The sequence below is a fragment of the Limnohabitans curvus genome (assembly GCF_003063475.1).
GTDB classification, from domain to species: Bacteria; Pseudomonadota; Gammaproteobacteria; order Burkholderiales; family Burkholderiaceae_C; genus Limnohabitans; species Limnohabitans curvus.
This window is the reverse complement of sequence record NZ_NESP01000001.1, coordinates 2,186,514-2,203,916: the sequence shown is the minus strand read 5'-3', so window position 1 is coordinate 2,203,916 and position 17,403 is coordinate 2,186,514. Positions and strand designations below refer to the sequence as shown.

Genomic DNA, 17,403 nt, shown 5'->3' with positions numbered 1-17,403 from the left:
AGCGGCGCAAACTGATTTGGTTCTAACTTTTATAACTGGAGACAAAAATGCGTGAAGTAGTTGTGGTCAGCGGTGTTCGTACAGCCATTGGTACCTACGGCGGTAGCCTGAAAGACATTCCCCCCACCGAGTTGGCTGCCCAAGTGGTGCGCGAGTCCTTGGCCCGTGCCCACATCGACGGCAAAGACGTGGGCCATGTCGTGTTTGGCCATGTGGTGAACACCGAACCCAAAGACATGTACCTGTCTCGCGTGGCAGCCATCAATGGCGGTTGCGCCGAAGGCACGCCCGCTTTCAACGTGAACCGTTTGTGCGGTTCGGGCTTGCAAGCCATCGTGAGTGCCAGTCAGTCCATCATGCTGGGTGACTGCGACATCGCCATTGGCGGCGGCGCTGAAAACATGAGCCGTGGCCCTTACGCTTCTCTCAGCGCTCGCTGGGGCGCACGCATGGGCGACACCAAGATGGTCGACATGGTGGTGGGCGCTTTGCACGACCCCTTCCAAAACATCCACATGGGTGTGACCGCTGAAAACGTGGCTGCCAAATTTGGCATCACCCGCGACATGCAAGATGCAGCAGCGGTCGAGAGCCACAACCGCGCCCAACGCGCCACCGAAGCGGGTTACTTCAAAGACCAAATCGTGCCTGTGATGCTCAAGAGCAAAAAAGGCGATGTGGCTTATGCCACCGACGAGCACTTCCGTCCCAACTGCAAGCTCGAAGACATGACCAAGTTGAAGCCAGTTTTCATCAAAGAAAACGGCACGGTCACCGCGGGTAACGCCTCGGGCATCAACGACGCGGCTGCGGCTGTGGTGCTGATGGAAGCCAAAGCAGCGCAAGCCCGAGGTGCAAAGCCATTGGCACGTTTGGTGTCTTACGCACACACCGGCCTCGACCCAAAAATCATGGGCATGGGCCCTGTGTCGGCGTCTCGTCTCGCGCTGCAAAAGGCCGGTCTCACCACCAACGACATGGACGTGATTGAAGCCAACGAAGCCTTTGCTGCACAAGCCTGTGCGGTCAGCAAAGAGCTCGGGCTAGACCCTGCCAAAGTCAACCCCAACGGTTCTGGCATTTCTTTGGGTCACCCCATCGGTGCGACCGGTGCGTTGATTACAGTCAAGGCCCTGTACGAACTGCAACGCATCAACGGCAAGTACGCTTTGGTCACCATGTGTATTGGTGGTGGCCAAGGTATCGCTGCTATTTTTGAGCGTCTTTAAACCAACATGAACCGCCCAACCGACGACAGTTTTATCCAACGCGAAGCCAACCAATTCGCACTTTTAAATCAACGTCGGTTCGGGCCGTTTTTCTGGACGCAGTTTTGCGGCGCAGCGAACGACAACCTGTTCAAGTTCGCCTTCACCGTGATGGTGACCTACCAGCTCAGCGTGAGCTGGTTGCCCGTCTCCTTAGCGGGCTTGGTGATTGGGGCGGTTTTCATCCTCCCCTATTTGTTGTTCTCGGCCACCAGCGGTCAGCTGGCCGAAAAGTACGCACACCCCGTCATCATGCGGTGGGTCAAAAACTGTGAAATTGGCATCATGGCGCTCGCTGCTGTGGGCTTTATGACGCACCAAGCCGCCGTGTTGCTGGCGTGCACGTTTTTGATGGGTCTGCACTCCACCGTGTTTGGACCTGTGAAGTATTCGTATTTGCCACGCGTGCTGGATGAGCACGAACTCACGGGCGGCAACGGCATGACCGAGATGGGCACGTTTGTGGCCATTTTGTTGGGCAATGTGGCGGGTGGTTTGTTGGTGGCCATGCCTGACATTGGCCATGCCACAGTCGCTGTGGCTTGCGTGGCCGTCGCAGTATTTGGCCGTTGGATGAGTGGACGCATTCCCCCGCTCAGCCCAACGCACCCCAAGCAAACCATCAACTGGAACCCATTCACCGAAACGCTGCAGAACTTGGGTCTGGCGCGCGCCAACGCCAAAGTGTTTCAAACCCTGCTGGGCATCAGCTGGATGTGGTTTTTTGGTGCGGTCTTTTTGAGCCAGTTTCCTAGCTTTGCCAAAGAAGTGCTGCACGGTGACGCGCAAGTGGCCTCGCTTTTGTTGGTGCTGTTCTCAGTCGGAATTGGCGCAGGCTCACTCTTGTGCGAATATCTCAGCCGTGGCCGCGTGGAAATTGGCTTAGCGCCTTTGGGTGCGATAGGCATGACGCTGTTTGCGGTGGACCTGTACATGGCCTCTAACCAACTGCCCGATGTGCCGTTGATGGGCATTCAAATATTCATGGCACACAGCCAGCATTGGCGCATCATGGCCGACTTGTTGTTGCTCAGTCTGTTCACTGGCATTTACAGCGTGCCCATGTATGCGCTGATTCAAATCGAGAGCAAGTCCCACGAAGTGGCGCGCATCATCGCGGCCAACAACATCATCAACGCGTTGTTCATGATTGCCAGCTCACTCATCGCAGGCGCCATGCTGAGTGCGGGCATGACCATCCCCGACATCTTCTTCTGGACAGGTGTGGCCAATGCGGCGGTCACGCTGGCCATCTTCGTGGCCGAGCCAAGTTATTTGCACCGATTTGCCGCTTGGCTGCGCGGGGTTTGACCCAGCGCAAGGGTGCGCCAGCTTCTTAGAATTAAGCTCTGCACCTACAAAGTCAAAACGTCTTGCCGTTCTATTCGAAAGTTCCTATGTCCGACACACTCACCGCCACATTGCCCATCCGCGAAGTCACCCTCGCTTGGTCTGATGCTTTGTCATTAGAGCTGGACTTCATGGACGACACGCACCGTGAGTTTGTCGACTTGCTTGCCGCCACTGAACTGGCTGACGACGACACCTTGGCTGAGCGCTTCGCAGCGTTGATTGAGCACACCGAAGAGCACTTTGGCGGTGAAGACAAGTGGATGAAAGACACCAAGTTTTCATCGAGCAACTGCCACACCATGCAGCACAACGTGGTGCTGGAAGTCATGCGCGAAGGCCTGCGCCGTGGCCGCGAAAAAGGCGACATGGCCGTGATGCGCCAAATGGCGCACGAACTAGGTATTTGGTTCCCCCAACACGCGCAAACCATGGATGCGGCCTTGGCTCTGCATCTGCGTCGTGTGGGCTATGACGCTGAGACCGGCATCGTCACTGCGCCTGAGGCTTTGCCTGAAGATGAGATTCACGGCAGCGGTAGCTGTGGTGATGGTGGGTGCGCTTAACTGGCCTTTTAGTTCGCTCTGTTGCCTCTTTGGTTTGAGACGGCCCATACAACCTGGGCGCCTTTGGGTTTGCGTGCGAACGCTTGCCGCAGAGACCTTGGTTGGAAAGCCGTGACTTTAAAAGCTTACAAAGCCAAAGGCGAGCAAGCTTCTTCGTGAGCGACAAGAGGGGTTTGGGTATCTGTTGTAGCGAAGTCAAGGAGGAGATTCAGGCTTTGCCTGAATCGGGGGACATGAGCGTAAACAGATGTCCAAACCCCTCTCCCCCTAACAAAGAAGAAACATCAGGCGTACCGAGTACGAGCCAGCGCAGCCCCAGCCGCCAAAGCCTCCAACTTCTTCACAGCCACCTCACGACTCATAGGCGCCAACCCACAGTTGGTGCACGCAATCAAACGATTCTTAGGCACATACTTCAGAGCCATGCCAATGGTGTCGGCAATTTGCTCTGGCGTTTCGATCACATCGCTGGCCACGTCGATCACGCCCACCATCACGTCTTTGCCTTCCAGCAAAGCCATCATCTCAGGCGGCACATGCGAGTGGTAGCACTCCAAGCTCACTTGCTGGATGCTGCTCTTGGCCAAGGCGGGCAACACTTTTTCGTATTGACGCCACTCGTCGCCAAGTGTTTTCTTCCAGTTGTTGTTGGCTTCAATACCGTAGCCATAGCAAATGTGAACAGCGGTGGTGCAGGTCAAACCTTGTGCGGCACGCTCTAGGGCTTTGACGCCCCAGTCTGCGGCTTCGTCTAGGTAGACGTTGAACGCGGGTTCGTCAAATTGAATGATGTCCACACCGTCGGCTTGCAAAGCCAAGGCTTCTTGGTTTAGCAATTCGGCAAAGGCAAACGCCATGTCGATGCGGCCTTGCACGGCGTCTTTGCCTTTGCCATAAAAGCGGTCGGCCACGGTGTCGACGATGGTCATGGGGCCGGGCAAGGTGAACTTGAGTTTCTTCTTGGTGTGGGCGCGTGCCAGCTGCGCTTCAAACGCATGCACACGACCTTTGAGGCGCAACGGTGCAATGACTTGCGGCACTTGCGCGTCGTAGCGGTTGTTGCGAATGCCCATGGTGACTTTGTTTTCAAAGTCGATGCCTTCGACTTGCTCTAAAAAGCCGTGCACAAAGTGTTGGCGCGATTGTTCGCCGTCGCCAATCACATCGAGGCCCGCGTCTTCTTGCGCTTTGATCCACAACAGCGTGGCATCAGCCTTGGCTTGCAAAAGCGCATCGCCTTCGGCTTGCCACTTGGGCCAGAGTTTGTTGGTCTCGGCCAACCATTCGGGTTTGGGCAGGCTGCCTGCGATGGCGGTTGAAAACATGGTTTGGTCTCCGTTTTGGTTTTAGGTGGGTGTCGTCAATGAAAACTCTTTGGCCAACAGCTCATAAGAGCGGGCCTGTGCAGCGGGCTCGTGCGTCCACGTGATGATGACCACTTCGTCGAGTTGCAAACGCTCGGCGAGCTTGCGCAACTTGTCTGCCACTTGTGGTGCACTGCCCACGAGAGCACCTGCACGCAGCTCTGCCATGGCCACTTGCTCAGAGGCGTTGTAGTCGCGCACAGCCTGGTCGGGGGGCAACAAAGCACCGATACGGCCCGTGTTACGGTCCATCTTCCAACGGGCGCGGCTTTGAAACAAATGCCAAGCTTCGTCTTCGGTGTCAGCGGCCAAGGCCCACACGCACACGGTGGCGCGCGGCTTGGGGTTGCGTTCGTTGGGGCGGTAGTTGGCGCGATACAGGTTGAAAGCGTTGTCCACGCCCTGCCCTTCGGTGATGAAGTAGGCAAAAGCGTACGGCAGCCCCAAATGCGCGGCCAGCTGTGCGCCGTAGTCCGAGCTGCCCAACATCCACACATCGGGCGATGTGGCGCCGCTGGGGTAGGCATACACGCCATGGCCGGGGTGTCCAGCAGGAATGGGCTCGCCTGTGACCCACGCTTGCAGCTCCATCACTTGCTGTGGGAAGTTGTCAGAGGCGTGGCGGTCGGGATTGAGTAGTTGCGCGGTGCGACCATCGCTGCCGGGCGCGCGGCCCACACCAAGGTCGATGCGGCCAGGCGCCAAAGCATCGAGCACACGGAATTGTTCAGCCACCTTGAGCGGCGCGTAATGCGGCAGCATGACGCCCGCACTGCCCAGTCGAATGCGGGTGGTGCGTGCGGCAATGGCCGCCATCAACACCTCGGGCGCGGTGCCCACAATGCTGGGATGGCTGTGGTGTTCACTCACCCAAAAGCGTTGATAGCCCCATGTCTCGCATTGGCTGGCGAGAGCTAGGGTTTGACGAATGGCTGCGTCTTGGCTTCGGCCAGCGGCAGCAACGGATTGATCGAGGACAGATAGTTTGAGCACGAGACAGAGCTTAACTGGCTCTGGCAAGTCACGCTGTCGCCCAGGCACTAAGCCCTTGCGTTCAGGCTGCTTGGGGACGCGAACGACGGTTGATTTGGCGCACCGACATCAGTGCATCAAAGAAACCATGCAACCAGTCCATATCAATGGGTTTTTGCAGCAACTGCACGCCATCGGGCAAGCCACCTTTGGCGCGCACGTCGTCCGGGCTCAACCCTGTCATGACCACGACTGCCAAATTGCTAAACAGGTTATGCGCGCTCAAGGTCTTCAAAAACTCAAAACCGTCCACATTGGGCATCATCAGATCGGTCAACAGCACTTGGGGCTGCAAGCTGGGCATATCCAACAAAGCCTCCATGGCAGATGCGTACATGACCACATCCAAAGGCAAGCCCCATTGGTCGAAATTAGTTTGCAGCATCAAACGTGTGCTTTCGTCGTCCTCCACCACCAGCACGCGCAAGCGGTCTTCGCCCTGCATCATGGAGGCGGGTGCCAAATTGTGGCGGCGTTGGTAGTCCTGGATCGACAGCAATGAAATGCGACGGTGGCCACCTTGGGTTTTCCACGCTTTCAAATCGCTTTTCTCAACCAATCCTTGCACGGTGCCGACGGAGATGCCCAACATTTTGGCGGCGTAGCTGGTGCCGCAATAGCCGTCATAAGGCTCTTTAGAGGGGGGCATATTCATTGAAAGTTCCTATTCTTTTCACTAATCTAACTAAAGAAACGCATTAAATACAACCATTTGTATGCAATTATATATTCAATTAAACCTATCAAAGTAATAAAAACGATGAAGCACAGATCAACCAAGGGGGAACTCACACCCAAAGAAAAAGCCCAGACACCGTGAGGTGGCTGGGCTTTCAGGAAGCGAAAAATTACTTCAAAGCTTTGAAGCGCACGCGCTTAGGCTTGGCGCCCTCTTCGCCGAGACGCTTCTTCTTGTCGGCTTCGTACTCTTGGTAGTTACCGTCGAAGAACACCCATTGGCTGTCGCCTTCAGCGGCCAAGATGTGGGTGGCAATGCGGTCCAAGAACCAGCGGTCATGGCTGATCACCATCACAGAGCCCGCGAATTCCAACAGCGCGTCTTCCAACGCACGCAAGGTTTCCACGTCCAAGTCGTTCGATGGCTCGTCCAGCAGCAACACGTTGCCGCCTTCGATCAAAGTCTTGGCCAAGTGCAAACGACCGCGCTCACCGCCGGACAACATGCCGACTTTCTTTTGCTGGTCGCCGCCGTTGAAGTTGAAACGGCCGCAATACGCACGGCTTGGCATTTGGAACTTGCCCACGTTCATGATGTCCAAACCACCGGAGATGTCTTCCCACACGGTTTTGTCATCGTTCAGGTCGTCGCGGCTTTGGTCCACAAAGGCCATTTTCACGGTTTGGCCAATCTTGACTTCGCCTGTATCGGGCTGCTCTTTACCTGCGATCAACTTGAACAAAGTCGATTTACCCGCGCCGTTGGGGCCGATGATGCCCACAATCGCGCCAGCAGGCACGGTGAAGCTGAGGTTGTCGATCAACACGCGGTCGCCAAACGACTTGCTGACGTTCTTGAACTCAAACACTTCATGACCCAAACGCTCGGCCACAGGAATGAAAATTTCCTGGGTTTCGTTGCGCTTTTGGTATTCGTGATCAGACAACTCTTCAAAGCGGGCCAAACGGGCCTTGCTCTTGGCTTGACGGCCTTTGGGGTTGGAACGGGCCCACTCCAATTCTTTCTTCATGGCCTTGGAGCGTGCGTCTTCGGTACGCTGTTCGGTGGCCAAACGGGCTTCTTTTTGCTCCAACCAGGTGGAGTAGTTGCCTTTGTAGGGAATGCCGTGGCCACGGTCGAGTTCCAAAATCCACTCGGCGGCGTTGTCCAAGAAGTAACGATCGTGGGTAATCGCCACCACGGTGCCTGAGAAGCGGGCCAAGAACTGTTCCAACCAGTCCACCGATTCGGCGTCCAAGTGGTTGGTGGGTTCGTCAAGCAACAGCATGTCGGGCTTAGACAGCAACAAGCGGCACAAGGCCACGCGGCGTTTTTCACCACCGGACAGCTTGCCAATGATCGCGTCCCACGCGGGCAGGCGCAGCGCGTCAGCCGCGATTTCGAGTTGGTGATCCGAGGCGTCGCCAGCGGTGGCGATGATGGCTTCGAGTTGGGCTTGTTCAGCGGCCAAAGCGTCAAAGTCGGCATCTTCTTCGGCGTAGGCGGCGTACACCTCTTCGAGGCGGGCTTGTGCGGCCTTGATGTCGCCCATGCCGCTTTCGACGGCTTCGCGCACGGTGTGCTCGGCATTGAGCTGGGGCTCTTGAGGCAAATATCCGATCTTCAGACCAGACATTGGAATAGCTTCGCCTTCAATCTCGGTGTCAATACCGGCCATGATCTTGAGCAAGGTGGACTTGCCCGAACCGTTGGTGCCCAGCACGCCAATCTTGGCTCCGGGGAAGAAGGACAGGGAAATGTCTTTCAAGATCTGACGCTTGGGCGGCACGATCTTGCCGACGCGGTTCATACTAAATACGTACTGAGCCATTTGGTTTTCTTTCGGGTAGCGAATGCAATAAACCTCTCATTATCCTCGGCTGAGCGATACCCCCAAAAAGCCGGGTCAAAAACCAACTCAATAAAAACTAAATATACAAAATAATGATATTTATCTTTATGAATATGAGAATACAATTTGCTACCTTATTTCAGAGCCCAATATGCTTAAAAAACTGGCAATTCGAATCATTTGTCTTCTAGGACTTGTTTCTACCTTCGTTAGCGCTCAAGGCAATCAACCCACAAGTTGGAAGTTTCAAAAAGACCAAGACAACAAATGCGTGGCTCAAAACCTTGCAAATCCTGGCTTGGAACTGATGGCTCAGAAGTTGACCATCACGACAAAAGAAACGTCTGATCTCAAAAGCTACGTTGTCTCGGTGAACGAGCAAACCGTGGTGCCTATGAGCCGCGTTAACTTGACCGATACGGCCTGCAAATGCATTCGTATCCGCAACATGGGCGCATTGGCCGCGAACGATTTAAAGATTCGAATTCAAGGACAAACAACCAGCGACAAACCTGTCGAACTGGCTTTGAATGTCAAAGACATGGCCGCAGCACTGGAAGCGCTCAAGTCGGATAGCTGTAAAAAATCGTAAAAATAAAATTTGTCAGATCCGTGCGACAATCCGATCCGTTGCCGCCGCCAGTTGCCGCAACATCAGCACTTCTGCTGGAGCTGGTTCCAAACACTTCTGTTTGTGATTTCTAGAGCTCACCTGTAAATATTGCCGACCTTTGACTGGGTGGCCTTCGGGCCAAGCGGGTTGGTGTCATGCGCTGACATAAAGCGCTCCATCATGAAATTTGAAGATTTAAATTTGGCTCCGGCCATCCAAAAAGCTGTGGCCGAACAAGGCTACGAAACTCCCACCCCCATCCAAGCCCAAGCCATTCCTGCGGTTCTCGCAGGCCACGACTTGTTGGCAGGCGCCCAGACCGGCACCGGTAAAACAGCAGCCTTCACCCTACCCATGTTGCACAAGCTCACCATGAGCCGCAGCAAAGAAAACAAATTTGGCGTCTACGGCGTGCGCGCCTTGGTGCTGACCCCCACTCGCGAACTCGCGGCCCAAGTGGAAGAGTCGGTCCGCAACTACGGCAAATACTTGCAACTCACCTCCACCGTCATCTTTGGCGGCGTGGGCATGAACCCACAAGTGGCTCGCATCAAAAAAGGCGTGGACATTTTGGTGGCCACCCCTGGCCGCTTGCTCGACTTGCAACAGCAAGGCTTGCTCGATTTGTCGACCGTGGAAATCTTGGTCCTTGACGAAGCCGACCGCATGTTGGACATGGGCTTCATCCACGACGTCAAGAAAATCTTGGCCTTGGTGCCCAAAGATAAGCAAAGCTTGTTGTTCTCCGCCACCTTCAGCGACGAAATTCGCGAGCTGGCCAACAACCTGCTCAAAGACCCACAAAGCATCCAAGTCACGCCCAGCAACACCACAGTACAACGCATCACGCAAGTGGTTCACCCCGTGGGCCGTGGTAAGAAAAAGGCTTTGCTCGCCCACATCATCAATGAGCACAACTGGAGCCAGGTGCTGGTGTTCACACGCACCAAATTTGGCGCCAACAACGTGGCCGAGTTCTTGACCAAGAACGGCATCAGCGCCATGGCGCTGCATGGCAACAAGAGCCAAACGGCTCGTACCCAAGCCTTGTCGGGCTTCAAGACCGGCGAAATCCGTGCCTTGGTGGCCACTGACATTGCGGCACGCGGTATTGACATTGACGAGTTGCCACACGTGGTCAACTACGAAATCCCCAACATCAGCGAAGACTATGTGCACCGCATTGGCCGTACAGGCCGCGCTGGTTCAAGCGGCGAAGCTGTGAGCTTGGTGTCGTTGGACGAACAAGGTTTCATGCGCGACATCGAAATCTTCACCAAACAACAAGTGCCTGTGGTCGCCGTTGAAGGCTTTGGCCCAGACGCTGACGAAAAAGCCGAACCCATCGCCATGGGCCGTCAAACCCTGTGGGGTGGTTTGGGCAAGCCCCCAGGCCGTGACGTGATGGCTGCTGCAGCCAAAGCCGCACGCGGTGAAATGATGCAACGCATTCGCGACACCAAAGCCACTGGCGGCGGTCGCAATGGCGGAGGCGGTCGTGGTGGCCAAGGTGGTAACGCCGAAGGCCGCGCACCTCGCCCCAGTGGCCATGTGAGCCGTGACCGTGTGGGTGATCGCCCTGCACGCGATGGCGAACGCGCCCAGTTGGGTGACCGTCCCCCACGCAGCGGCGAGCGTCCAGCCCGTGACGGCAATCGCCCACAAAACCAAGGCGCTCGTCCACCCCGCCAGTTCGACAACCGCGGCCCCCGCAACGATGCACCACGCCCACCGCGTGATTTCGATGCGCCCCGCGCCCCACGTCGCGACGACGACGAGTTCCAACCACGTGCCAACGCGCACTTGGGCACCCAAAGCGGCGTGAACGCCTTTGGCCACAAAACACAAGGTAGCGGTCAACGCCAGCCTGACCCTACACGCACCAGCGTGGACCTCATGACCGAACGCAAACGCGGCGGTGGTGGTGGCGGTGGCTACGGCCGCCGTTCAGGTGGTGGTGGCGGTGGTGGCAATCGCTCTGGCGGTGGTGGCCGTTCAGGCGGTGGCTTTGGTGGTGGTGGCGGCGGTTACGCACGCTAAGCGCACATGGCCCCTCTCGCCTTAGATGGCGAGAAGCACAAAAAAGCCCGCTCATCAGCGGGCTTTTTTGTGGTCATTGAATGGCATCAACCTTGACACTCGGGCACAGGCGTTGGCAAAGCCTTCTTCTCGTAAAAGGCACGCAAGTTGTCCATCGTCAAGGCGGCCATGGCGCGGCGCGTCTCCTCGGTTGAGCTAGCCATGTGCGGGGTAAGCACCACGTTGTGCATGCGGCGCAACTCAGGGTCTACCACCGGCTCGTCCCAAAACACATCCAAAGCGGCTCCTGCCAAATTTTTCTCTTTCAAAGCCTGCACCAACGCGGGTTGATCGACCACCGAGCCGCGCGCAATGTTGATCAAATAACCTTTGGCGCCCAAGGCTTGCAGTACCGCTGCGCTGATCAAATTTTTGGTTTTGTCGCCACCGGGCACCGCCACCACCAAATAGTCCACCTCAGCGGCCAAGGCCGTCACGGTTTTGTAAAAGGTGTAGGGCACATCGGCTTTGGCTTCACGGCCGGTGTACGAGATGCGCATGTCAAACCCAGCAGCACGCTTGGCAATGGCACGGCCAATACGCCCCATGCCCACGATCCCTAAGCGCGCGCCCGTCACTTTGCGGGTCAGGGGAAAGGTGTCGCTCACCCAATCGCCATTGCGCACAAAGCGATCCGCCTGCGGAATGCGACGACCAATTGACAGCATCAAGCCCAGCGCCAAATCCGCCACGTCGTCAGTTAACACCCCCGGTGTGTGCGTGACCATGATGCCTTTTTCTTTCGCAGCGGCCACATCCACCCCGTCGTAGCCCACGCCACAAATGGCAATCAGCTTCACATTGGGCAACATGGCCAACAGCTTTTTGTCCACCATCGCAGCACCCGTGCCCACCAATGCAGTCACCTTGCTCAAAGCACCTGGGTCTTTGATGTGGGTGTGGTCGTGCACGATGTAATTTTCTTCTTGCAACGCGTTCATCATGAACGGCGGCAAGGGTGACACTTGCATGATTTCTTGAGCCATGGCGGGATCCTCCAGCTTGTTCTTTGTTATCAACCGTACTCTACTCGCTGATTGGCTAACATGACAGGCTATGACTGAAGGCTCCCCCACACTCACGATCGAAGGCGCAACCGCCACCCTCACCCTGCGCCGTCCCTCGTTACGCAACAGCTTGACCGACGACGACCTCAAGGCGTTGCTGGCCCACGTTGAAACACTCAACCGCAACATGGCCGTGCAAGTGGTGGTCTTGCGCGCAGAGACCACAGGGCAAAAACAAGCGGTGTTCAGCGCGGGCTACAACGTGGGCGGGTTTGACAACGACCCCATGGCCCCTTTGTTCTTTGAAAAAATCCCTGAGGCTTTGGAACGTCTGCGCCCAGTGACGATTTGCGCGTTAAATGGCAGCGTTTACGGCGGCGCGACAGACTTGGTGTTGGCCTGTGATTTCATTGTGGCGCAACGCGGTTTGTCTTGGCGCATGCCGGCTTGCGCGCTGGGCTTGCACTACTACCCCAGCGGCCTGCGACGCTATGTGAGCCGCTTGGGTCTACAAGCCACCAAGCGGGCTTTCTTGCTGGGGCAATCTATGGCGTTTGAAGACTTAGAAACGCTAGGGCTGTTTGAAGCACTTGTTGAAGCCGAGGCGTTTGAGGCCTCACTTGAAACAACGGTGCGCACTTTGTGTGGCATGGCACCTTTGGCGCTACAGGCCACAAAAAAAAGCTTGAACGACATTGCAGCTGGTTTGTACAACGAACCCGCGCTCAAAGAACGCTCACGCCAATCGGTGTACAGCCAAGACTTTGCAGAAGGCCGCGCTGCGTTTGCTGAGCGACGTGCCCCCAAGTTCACGGGCATTTAAAAGTTGGTACCAGGCATGAAAAAAGGGAGCCCAAAGGCTCCCATTTTGTTTTGGCCCCTGACAAGGAGCCCAGGCTGAAATTAAGCCTTCTTGGCGTAAGCCGAGCACCAGCCCTTGCCAGCGACTTGCTTGCCTGCAAACAAGGGGCAGCCACCTGCGGCGTCTGCGGCTTTACCTTGGAACAACGCGCAGTTGCTGCACTGTTGACCCGCGGCGTATTTGGGTTGCTTGGCTTTGTCCACTTTGGTGGCGTCGGCTTTGTAGCCCAAGCCAGCAGCTTGTGGGTCTTTCTCATCCACCATCGCTGCTTGTGCAGCAGTTGTTGCAAAGGCGGCAACGCCAGCAACAGAAATGGTTTGCATCATGAATACGCGACGGTTGGTAGGTTTGGTCATCAATGTCCCCTTGGGAAAGTTTGAAATTGGGCCAGAAGATACTGGCAGCGCATATCTTAACGAGTGTTGCCCAAGTTCAATTGACAGACATCAATGCCCACCTACATACATGCGTTTTTCTTGGAGACGCAGTTCAGCAAGCACCAAGACATCCACCGTATCCACATCCAGCACGCAGCCGTCGTCATCCACCGCGACGCGATAAACCTCATGGTGCGCCAGAACCGAACGCGCACCTTGGTCACCCCTCAGTTGTGACAAAGCAGCTCTGCAACCAAGTCCAAAGCCGACTGGATGGCCTTGCTGTCCTTGGTAACAAGGTGTCACGACCTCATGTTCTGACAGTGCCATCGCGACCTTCAACAAAGTGCTGACTTGAATCAACGGTAGATCCGCGGGCAAGATGAGCCAGCCTTGGGCATCAGGCGTTGCAGCCACACCGCAGGCGATGCTGTCCCCCATGCCCGGGTTTGTTAGATGCGCCGTGTGTGTTCGCTCCACCAAATGCCACGGTAAGCCGCTGGCGCGCACCGCTGCCAACACGTGTTCGCGCACAGGTTGGCCACACAACAAAGATTGGAGTTTGTCTTGCGTCCCACCCGAAGCCTTGAACCGTTCGCCCTTGCCAGCCGCTAAGACGATGACCGTCGGCAGCGCTGTCACGCTTTGACGCAGGAAGATTCGGTCGCCACGGGCGCAGCCGCTGCCGCGTTTTTGACTTGCACGATTTGCGCAATGATGGACACAGCGATTTCTGCAGGCGTTTTGGCACCAATGTTCAAGCCTACGGGTCCATGCAGCCGCTCCAAGGCTTCAACGCTCAAATCAAAGTGTTCCATCAAACGTTGCTTGCGCGTGGCTTGGTTGCGGCGAGAACCCAAAGCGCCCACATAGAACGCATCTGAATTCAAGGCCTCCATCAAAGCCATGTCGTCCAATTTGGAATCATGCGTCAAGGCCACGATGGCGGTGTGCGCGTCGGGCTTGAGTTCGAGCACCACATCATCAGGCATGCCCATGACACGGGTCACGCCATCGAGTCCAAGCATGGCTGCGTATTCTTCGCGTGGGTCGCACACCAACACTTCAAAATCCAACAGCTTGGCCATGTGCGCTACGGCTTGGCTGAGTTGGCCAGCGCCAATCAACAACAAGCGCCAGCGCGGGCCGAACAAAGTGGTGAGCGTGATGCCATCAAACTGCAAGGCATCGGTACGTGCAGCTTCGCGCAAGGTCACCTCACCCGTTGACAGCTTGACCGTACGCGCCACCAATTGATGTGACGAGGTGCGTTGCAACACCTCTTCAATCCAAGTCACATCTTTGACTGGCTCTTGCACCAAACGCAAGGTACCGCCGCAAGGCAAGCCAAAGCGTGCGGCCTCTTCTTTGCTCACGCCATAGGCCACCATGGATGGGTGCGCGAGCGCGTCGTATTCGCCAGCTTTGATGCGGGCAATCAAGTCGTCTTCGACACAACCACCCGACACCGAGCCACTGACCACGCCGTCTTCACGCACAGCGAGCAAAGCCCCGGGTGGGCGTGGCGCACTGCCCCACGTTTCCACCACCGTGACCAAGGTGACGCGCCGTCCCGCTTGACGCCAAGCCAGCACATCGCCCAACACACGCAGGTCTAAGCTCTCCATGTCGTACCTTTAAGCAACGGCAGTTTGCTTGAGCGCCTCAGCCGTGATGGGCAAGCGACGCACGCGTTTGCCTGTCAGCTTAGCCACCGCGTTGGCAATGGCGGGTGCCACCACCGCCGTGGCTGGCTCGCCAATGCCACCAGGCTTCTCGGTGCTCTTGACCAACACGATGTCAATCTTGGGCGTCTCGTTCATGCGCACAGGCTGGAAGTTGTGATAGTTGGTCTCTTGCACGCGGCCAGCGGTCATGGTGATTTGGTGCTTGAGCGCCGCGCCCATGCCAAAGATGATGCTGGATTGCAACTGCGCTTCCACCGTATCGGGGTTGACCATGTGACCCATATCTGCCGCCACCGTCACGCGATGCACTTGCACCTCGCCGCTGTCGTTCAAGCTCACCTCAGCCACTTGGGCCATGTAGGTGTCATAGCCCTCCATCAGCGCGATACCCAAGGCACGGCCTTTGGCCAATGGCTTGCCCCAGCCGGCTTTGTCAGCCGCGAGTTTGAGCACATGGGCAAAGCGTGGTTTACCCGCGAGCAGGCTCATGCGGTACTCGTAAGGGTCTTTGCCTGCGGCTTTGGCCAGCTCGTCCATGAAGCTTTCGTTCGCAAACGCATTCATGTTGTGGCTCACGGCACGCCAGTAGCCCACGCGAACGCCAGTGTCGTGAATCACCAAGTCGTGCTGGGTATTGGCAATGTTGTAACCCGCCACAGCGGCTTCGGCCATGAACGGGTCCATCGTGTCTTTGGGCAAGCCAAAGGCGCGTTGCGTGACCGACTGCGACGCCACTTTGAAATGCAAAGCCACGGGCTTGCCTGACGCATCCAAACCGGCTTTGAGTTGGTTCACACCCACAGGGCGATAGAAGTCATGCGTCATGTCGTCTTCGCGGGTCCACAGCAATTTGACGGGCTTGTTCACGGCCTTTGAAATTTGCGCAGCTTGCACGATGAAGTCGAGTTCCAGGCGACGGCCAAAGCCACCACCCAAGAAGGTGGTTTGCAGCGTGACGTCTTCAGGCTTCAAGCCCAAAGCGCCCGCCACGGCACCTTGCGCACCTTGTTGGAACTGCGTGGGGCCAATCAGCAACGCCTTGTTGCCTTGCACATGGGCCGTGAAGTTCATCGGCTCCAATGGCGCGTGCGCCTGCATAGGGATGACGTACTCGGCTTCCACCACTTTGGCAGCCCCTTTGAGGGCGGCAGCCACATCGCCTTGCGGCTTGGTGATTTCCAACACCTTGCCAGTTTTCAAGGCTTGACGTGTGCCGTCAATCACGCTGGCATCGCTCAAGGCGGCACCTGCGCCCTCGTCCCATTGGATAGTCAGCAAGTCGCGGGCCTTTTTGGCTTGCCACCAGCTGTTGGCGACCACCGCCACGCCGTCGTTGATTTGCACCACGTCGATCACGCCAGCCGAAGCTTTGGCCTTTGCGCCATCAAAGCTCTTGACCTTGCCGCCAATCACGGGGCATTGCGCCAGCGAGGCGTACACCATGCCGGGCAACTTGACGTCAATGCCGAACTCTGCCGTGCCATTGACCTTAGCCGGTGTGTCCACACGCTTGGTGCGCTTGCCCACGATTTTGAAATCTTTGGGGTCTTTCATCGGTGGCTTCTCGGGCACGGGCATGCGCGCTGCAGCTTCGGCCAATTCACCATAAGTGGACTTCAAGCCCTTCGGGCCATAAACCATACCTTTGTCGGCACGGATCAAATCGCGGTCCACCGCCCAACGTGCAGCAGCTGCGGTGATCAGCATTTCGCGCACTTGCGCGCCTGCGACGCGGAGCTTGAGCCAGCCATCGCGCACCGAAGTGGAACCGCCTGTGATTTGCGCACCCAACAAGGCATTGACATACACCGCATCAGGCGGTGCTGCAGCCACTTTGATTTGGCTGATGTCCACATGCAGCTCTTCGGCAATCAACATGGGCATGGACGTGTACACGCCTTGGCCCATTTCAGAGCGGGCAGACAGCAAGGTGATGACGTTGTTGTCGGCAATGTGTACCCACGCATTGGGCGTGTGCACCGTGCCTGCGGCCATGGCTTGGCCAAGTGTGCCGGGCAAGTTAAAGCCGAGCATCAAACCGCCCGTGACGGCAGCAGATGTTTTGAGGAATGAACGGCGAGAGGTTGGTGTGTGTGTCATGGTGTGTCTCCGGCGGTTCAGGCTTTGCGCATCATGGCGGCGGCATCTTTGATGGCGGCACGCACACGGGTGTAGGTGCCACAGCGGCAGAGATTGGCGCTCATGGCTTGGTCAATTTCGGCGTCACTGGGGTTCTTGTTTTTGGCAAGCAACGCAGCCGCACTCATCAGCTGGCCCGATTGGCAGTAACCGCACTGAGGCACGTCGTGCTTGATCCACGCCACTTGCAGTGGGTGGCTGTTGTCTTTGGAGAGGCTCTCAACGGTGGCGACTTTTTTACCAGAGACGCTGGAGAGTGGGGTTTGGCAAGAGCGTACAGGCTGGCCATCCACATGCACGGTACAAGCGCCGCACAAGGCTGCACCACAACCAAACTTGGTACCCGTCAGGCCCAGCTCATCGCGAATCACCCACAACAAGGGTGTATCTGTCTCGGCGTTGGCCTTGGCGGCTTTGCCGTTGATTTGGAAATCGACACTCATCAACGTCTCCTCAATAAAAGTACAGTCGAGTATCAATGAAAAGTATTTACGATGTGTGAACCCGCTTCTCGGGTTTTCCCTTTA

General features: G+C 56.7%; 15 protein-coding genes and 1 pseudogene. 6 read left to right on the top strand and 10 right to left on the bottom strand.

Translation table 11 applies throughout. The features are described 5' to 3' along the window. The first annotated feature begins 47 nt into the window (after positions 1–47). The 3 genes and pseudogenes from bktB to B9Z44_RS11020 all read left to right on the top strand — a co-directional run bounded on the left by bktB (position 48) and on the right by B9Z44_RS11020 (position 3,184). Entirely contained in the window at positions 48–1,229 is a 1,182-nt protein-coding gene (gene bktB / locus B9Z44_RS11030; protein WP_108402463.1) for a beta-ketothiolase BktB, read from the top strand. Positions 1,230–1,235: 6 nt separating this feature from the next. Further along, a pseudogene (locus B9Z44_RS11025) lies at positions 1,236–2,567 on the top strand (MFS transporter); the annotation flags it as partial. Positions 2,568–2,665: 98 nt separating this feature from the next. Next, a complete protein-coding gene (locus B9Z44_RS11020) occupies positions 2,666–3,184 on the top strand; it encodes a hemerythrin domain-containing protein (RefSeq protein WP_108402462.1) in 519 nt (172 codons plus the stop codon). A gap of 284 nt (positions 3,185–3,468) precedes the next feature. On the opposite strand, the gene B9Z44_RS11015 is transcribed toward B9Z44_RS11020, so the two are convergent. From B9Z44_RS11015 to ettA, 4 genes are all read right to left on the bottom strand, one after another. Continuing rightward, positions 3,469–4,509: a methionine synthase gene (locus B9Z44_RS11015; protein WP_108359153.1), complete on the bottom strand. Its 1,041-nt coding sequence runs from the start codon at positions 4,507–4,509 to the stop codon at positions 3,469–3,471. A gap of 21 nt (positions 4,510–4,530) precedes the next feature. Beyond that, positions 4,531–5,541 carry an LLM class flavin-dependent oxidoreductase gene (locus B9Z44_RS11010; protein WP_108359154.1) on the bottom strand — a complete coding sequence of 337 codons (1,011 nt, stop codon included), beginning with the start codon at positions 5,539–5,541 and terminating at the stop codon, positions 4,531–4,533. Positions 5,542–5,602: 61 nt separating this feature from the next. Next, on the bottom strand, positions 5,603–6,235 hold the full coding sequence (locus B9Z44_RS11005) for a response regulator (RefSeq protein ID WP_108359155.1): 633 nt from the start codon (positions 6,233–6,235) through the stop codon (positions 5,603–5,605). Positions 6,236–6,428: 193 nt separating this feature from the next. After that, a complete protein-coding gene (gene ettA / locus B9Z44_RS11000; RefSeq protein WP_108359156.1) occupies positions 6,429–8,090 on the bottom strand; it encodes an energy-dependent translational throttle protein EttA in 1,662 nt (553 codons plus the stop codon). A gap of 172 nt (positions 8,091–8,262) precedes the next feature. On the opposite strand from ettA, the gene B9Z44_RS10995 reads away from it, so the two are divergent. After that, positions 8,263–8,703: a hypothetical protein gene (locus B9Z44_RS10995; protein WP_108359157.1), complete on the top strand. Its 441-nt coding sequence runs from the start codon at positions 8,263–8,265 to the stop codon at positions 8,701–8,703. A gap of 201 nt (positions 8,704–8,904) precedes the next feature. Beyond that, positions 8,905–10,764 (top strand): DEAD/DEAH box helicase, encoded by a 1,860-nt coding sequence (locus B9Z44_RS10990; protein ID WP_108402460.1) that lies wholly within the window; start codon positions 8,905–8,907, stop codon positions 10,762–10,764. 86 nt (positions 10,765–10,850) lie between these two features. Here B9Z44_RS10990 and B9Z44_RS10985 read toward each other — a convergent pair whose 3' ends face one another. Further along, positions 10,851–11,789, bottom strand: coding sequence for a 2-hydroxyacid dehydrogenase (locus tag B9Z44_RS10985; RefSeq protein WP_108359159.1), 939 nt, complete (start codon positions 11,787–11,789; stop codon positions 10,851–10,853). A gap of 70 nt (positions 11,790–11,859) precedes the next feature. On the opposite strand from B9Z44_RS10985, the gene B9Z44_RS10980 reads away from it, so the two are divergent. Then, the gene (locus B9Z44_RS10980; protein WP_108359160.1) at positions 11,860–12,633 is read left to right on the top strand and encodes an enoyl-CoA hydratase-related protein; all 774 of its coding nucleotides are present in this window, start codon (positions 11,860–11,862) and stop codon (positions 12,631–12,633) included. A gap of 80 nt (positions 12,634–12,713) precedes the next feature. On the opposite strand, the gene B9Z44_RS10975 is transcribed toward B9Z44_RS10980, so the two are convergent. The 5 genes from B9Z44_RS10975 to B9Z44_RS10955 all read right to left on the bottom strand — a co-directional run bounded on the left by B9Z44_RS10975 (position 12,714) and on the right by B9Z44_RS10955 (position 17,319). Next, positions 12,714–12,998 carry a high-potential iron-sulfur protein gene (locus tag B9Z44_RS10975; RefSeq protein WP_370444587.1) on the bottom strand — a complete coding sequence of 95 codons (285 nt, stop codon included), beginning with the start codon at positions 12,996–12,998 and terminating at the stop codon, positions 12,714–12,716. A 120-nt stretch (positions 12,999–13,118) separates the two neighbouring features. Beyond that, a complete protein-coding gene (locus B9Z44_RS10970) occupies positions 13,119–13,691 on the bottom strand; it encodes a nucleotidyltransferase family protein (RefSeq protein ID WP_233246888.1) in 573 nt (190 codons plus the stop codon). Further along, a complete protein-coding gene (locus B9Z44_RS10965) occupies positions 13,688–14,677 on the bottom strand; it encodes an XdhC family protein (protein ID WP_108359163.1) in 990 nt (329 codons plus the stop codon). The genes B9Z44_RS10970 and B9Z44_RS10965 overlap by 4 nt, the downstream gene beginning before the upstream one ends. 9 nt (positions 14,678–14,686) lie before the next feature. Further along, positions 14,687–16,837, bottom strand: a complete 2,151-nt coding sequence (locus B9Z44_RS10960; RefSeq protein ID WP_108359164.1) for a xanthine dehydrogenase family protein molybdopterin-binding subunit — start codon at positions 16,835–16,837, stop codon at positions 14,687–14,689. Between the two features lie 17 nt (positions 16,838–16,854). Then, positions 16,855–17,319 (bottom strand): (2Fe-2S)-binding protein, encoded by a 465-nt coding sequence (locus tag B9Z44_RS10955; RefSeq protein ID WP_108359165.1) that lies wholly within the window; start codon positions 17,317–17,319, stop codon positions 16,855–16,857. Positions 17,320–17,403: the final 84 nt, after the last annotated feature.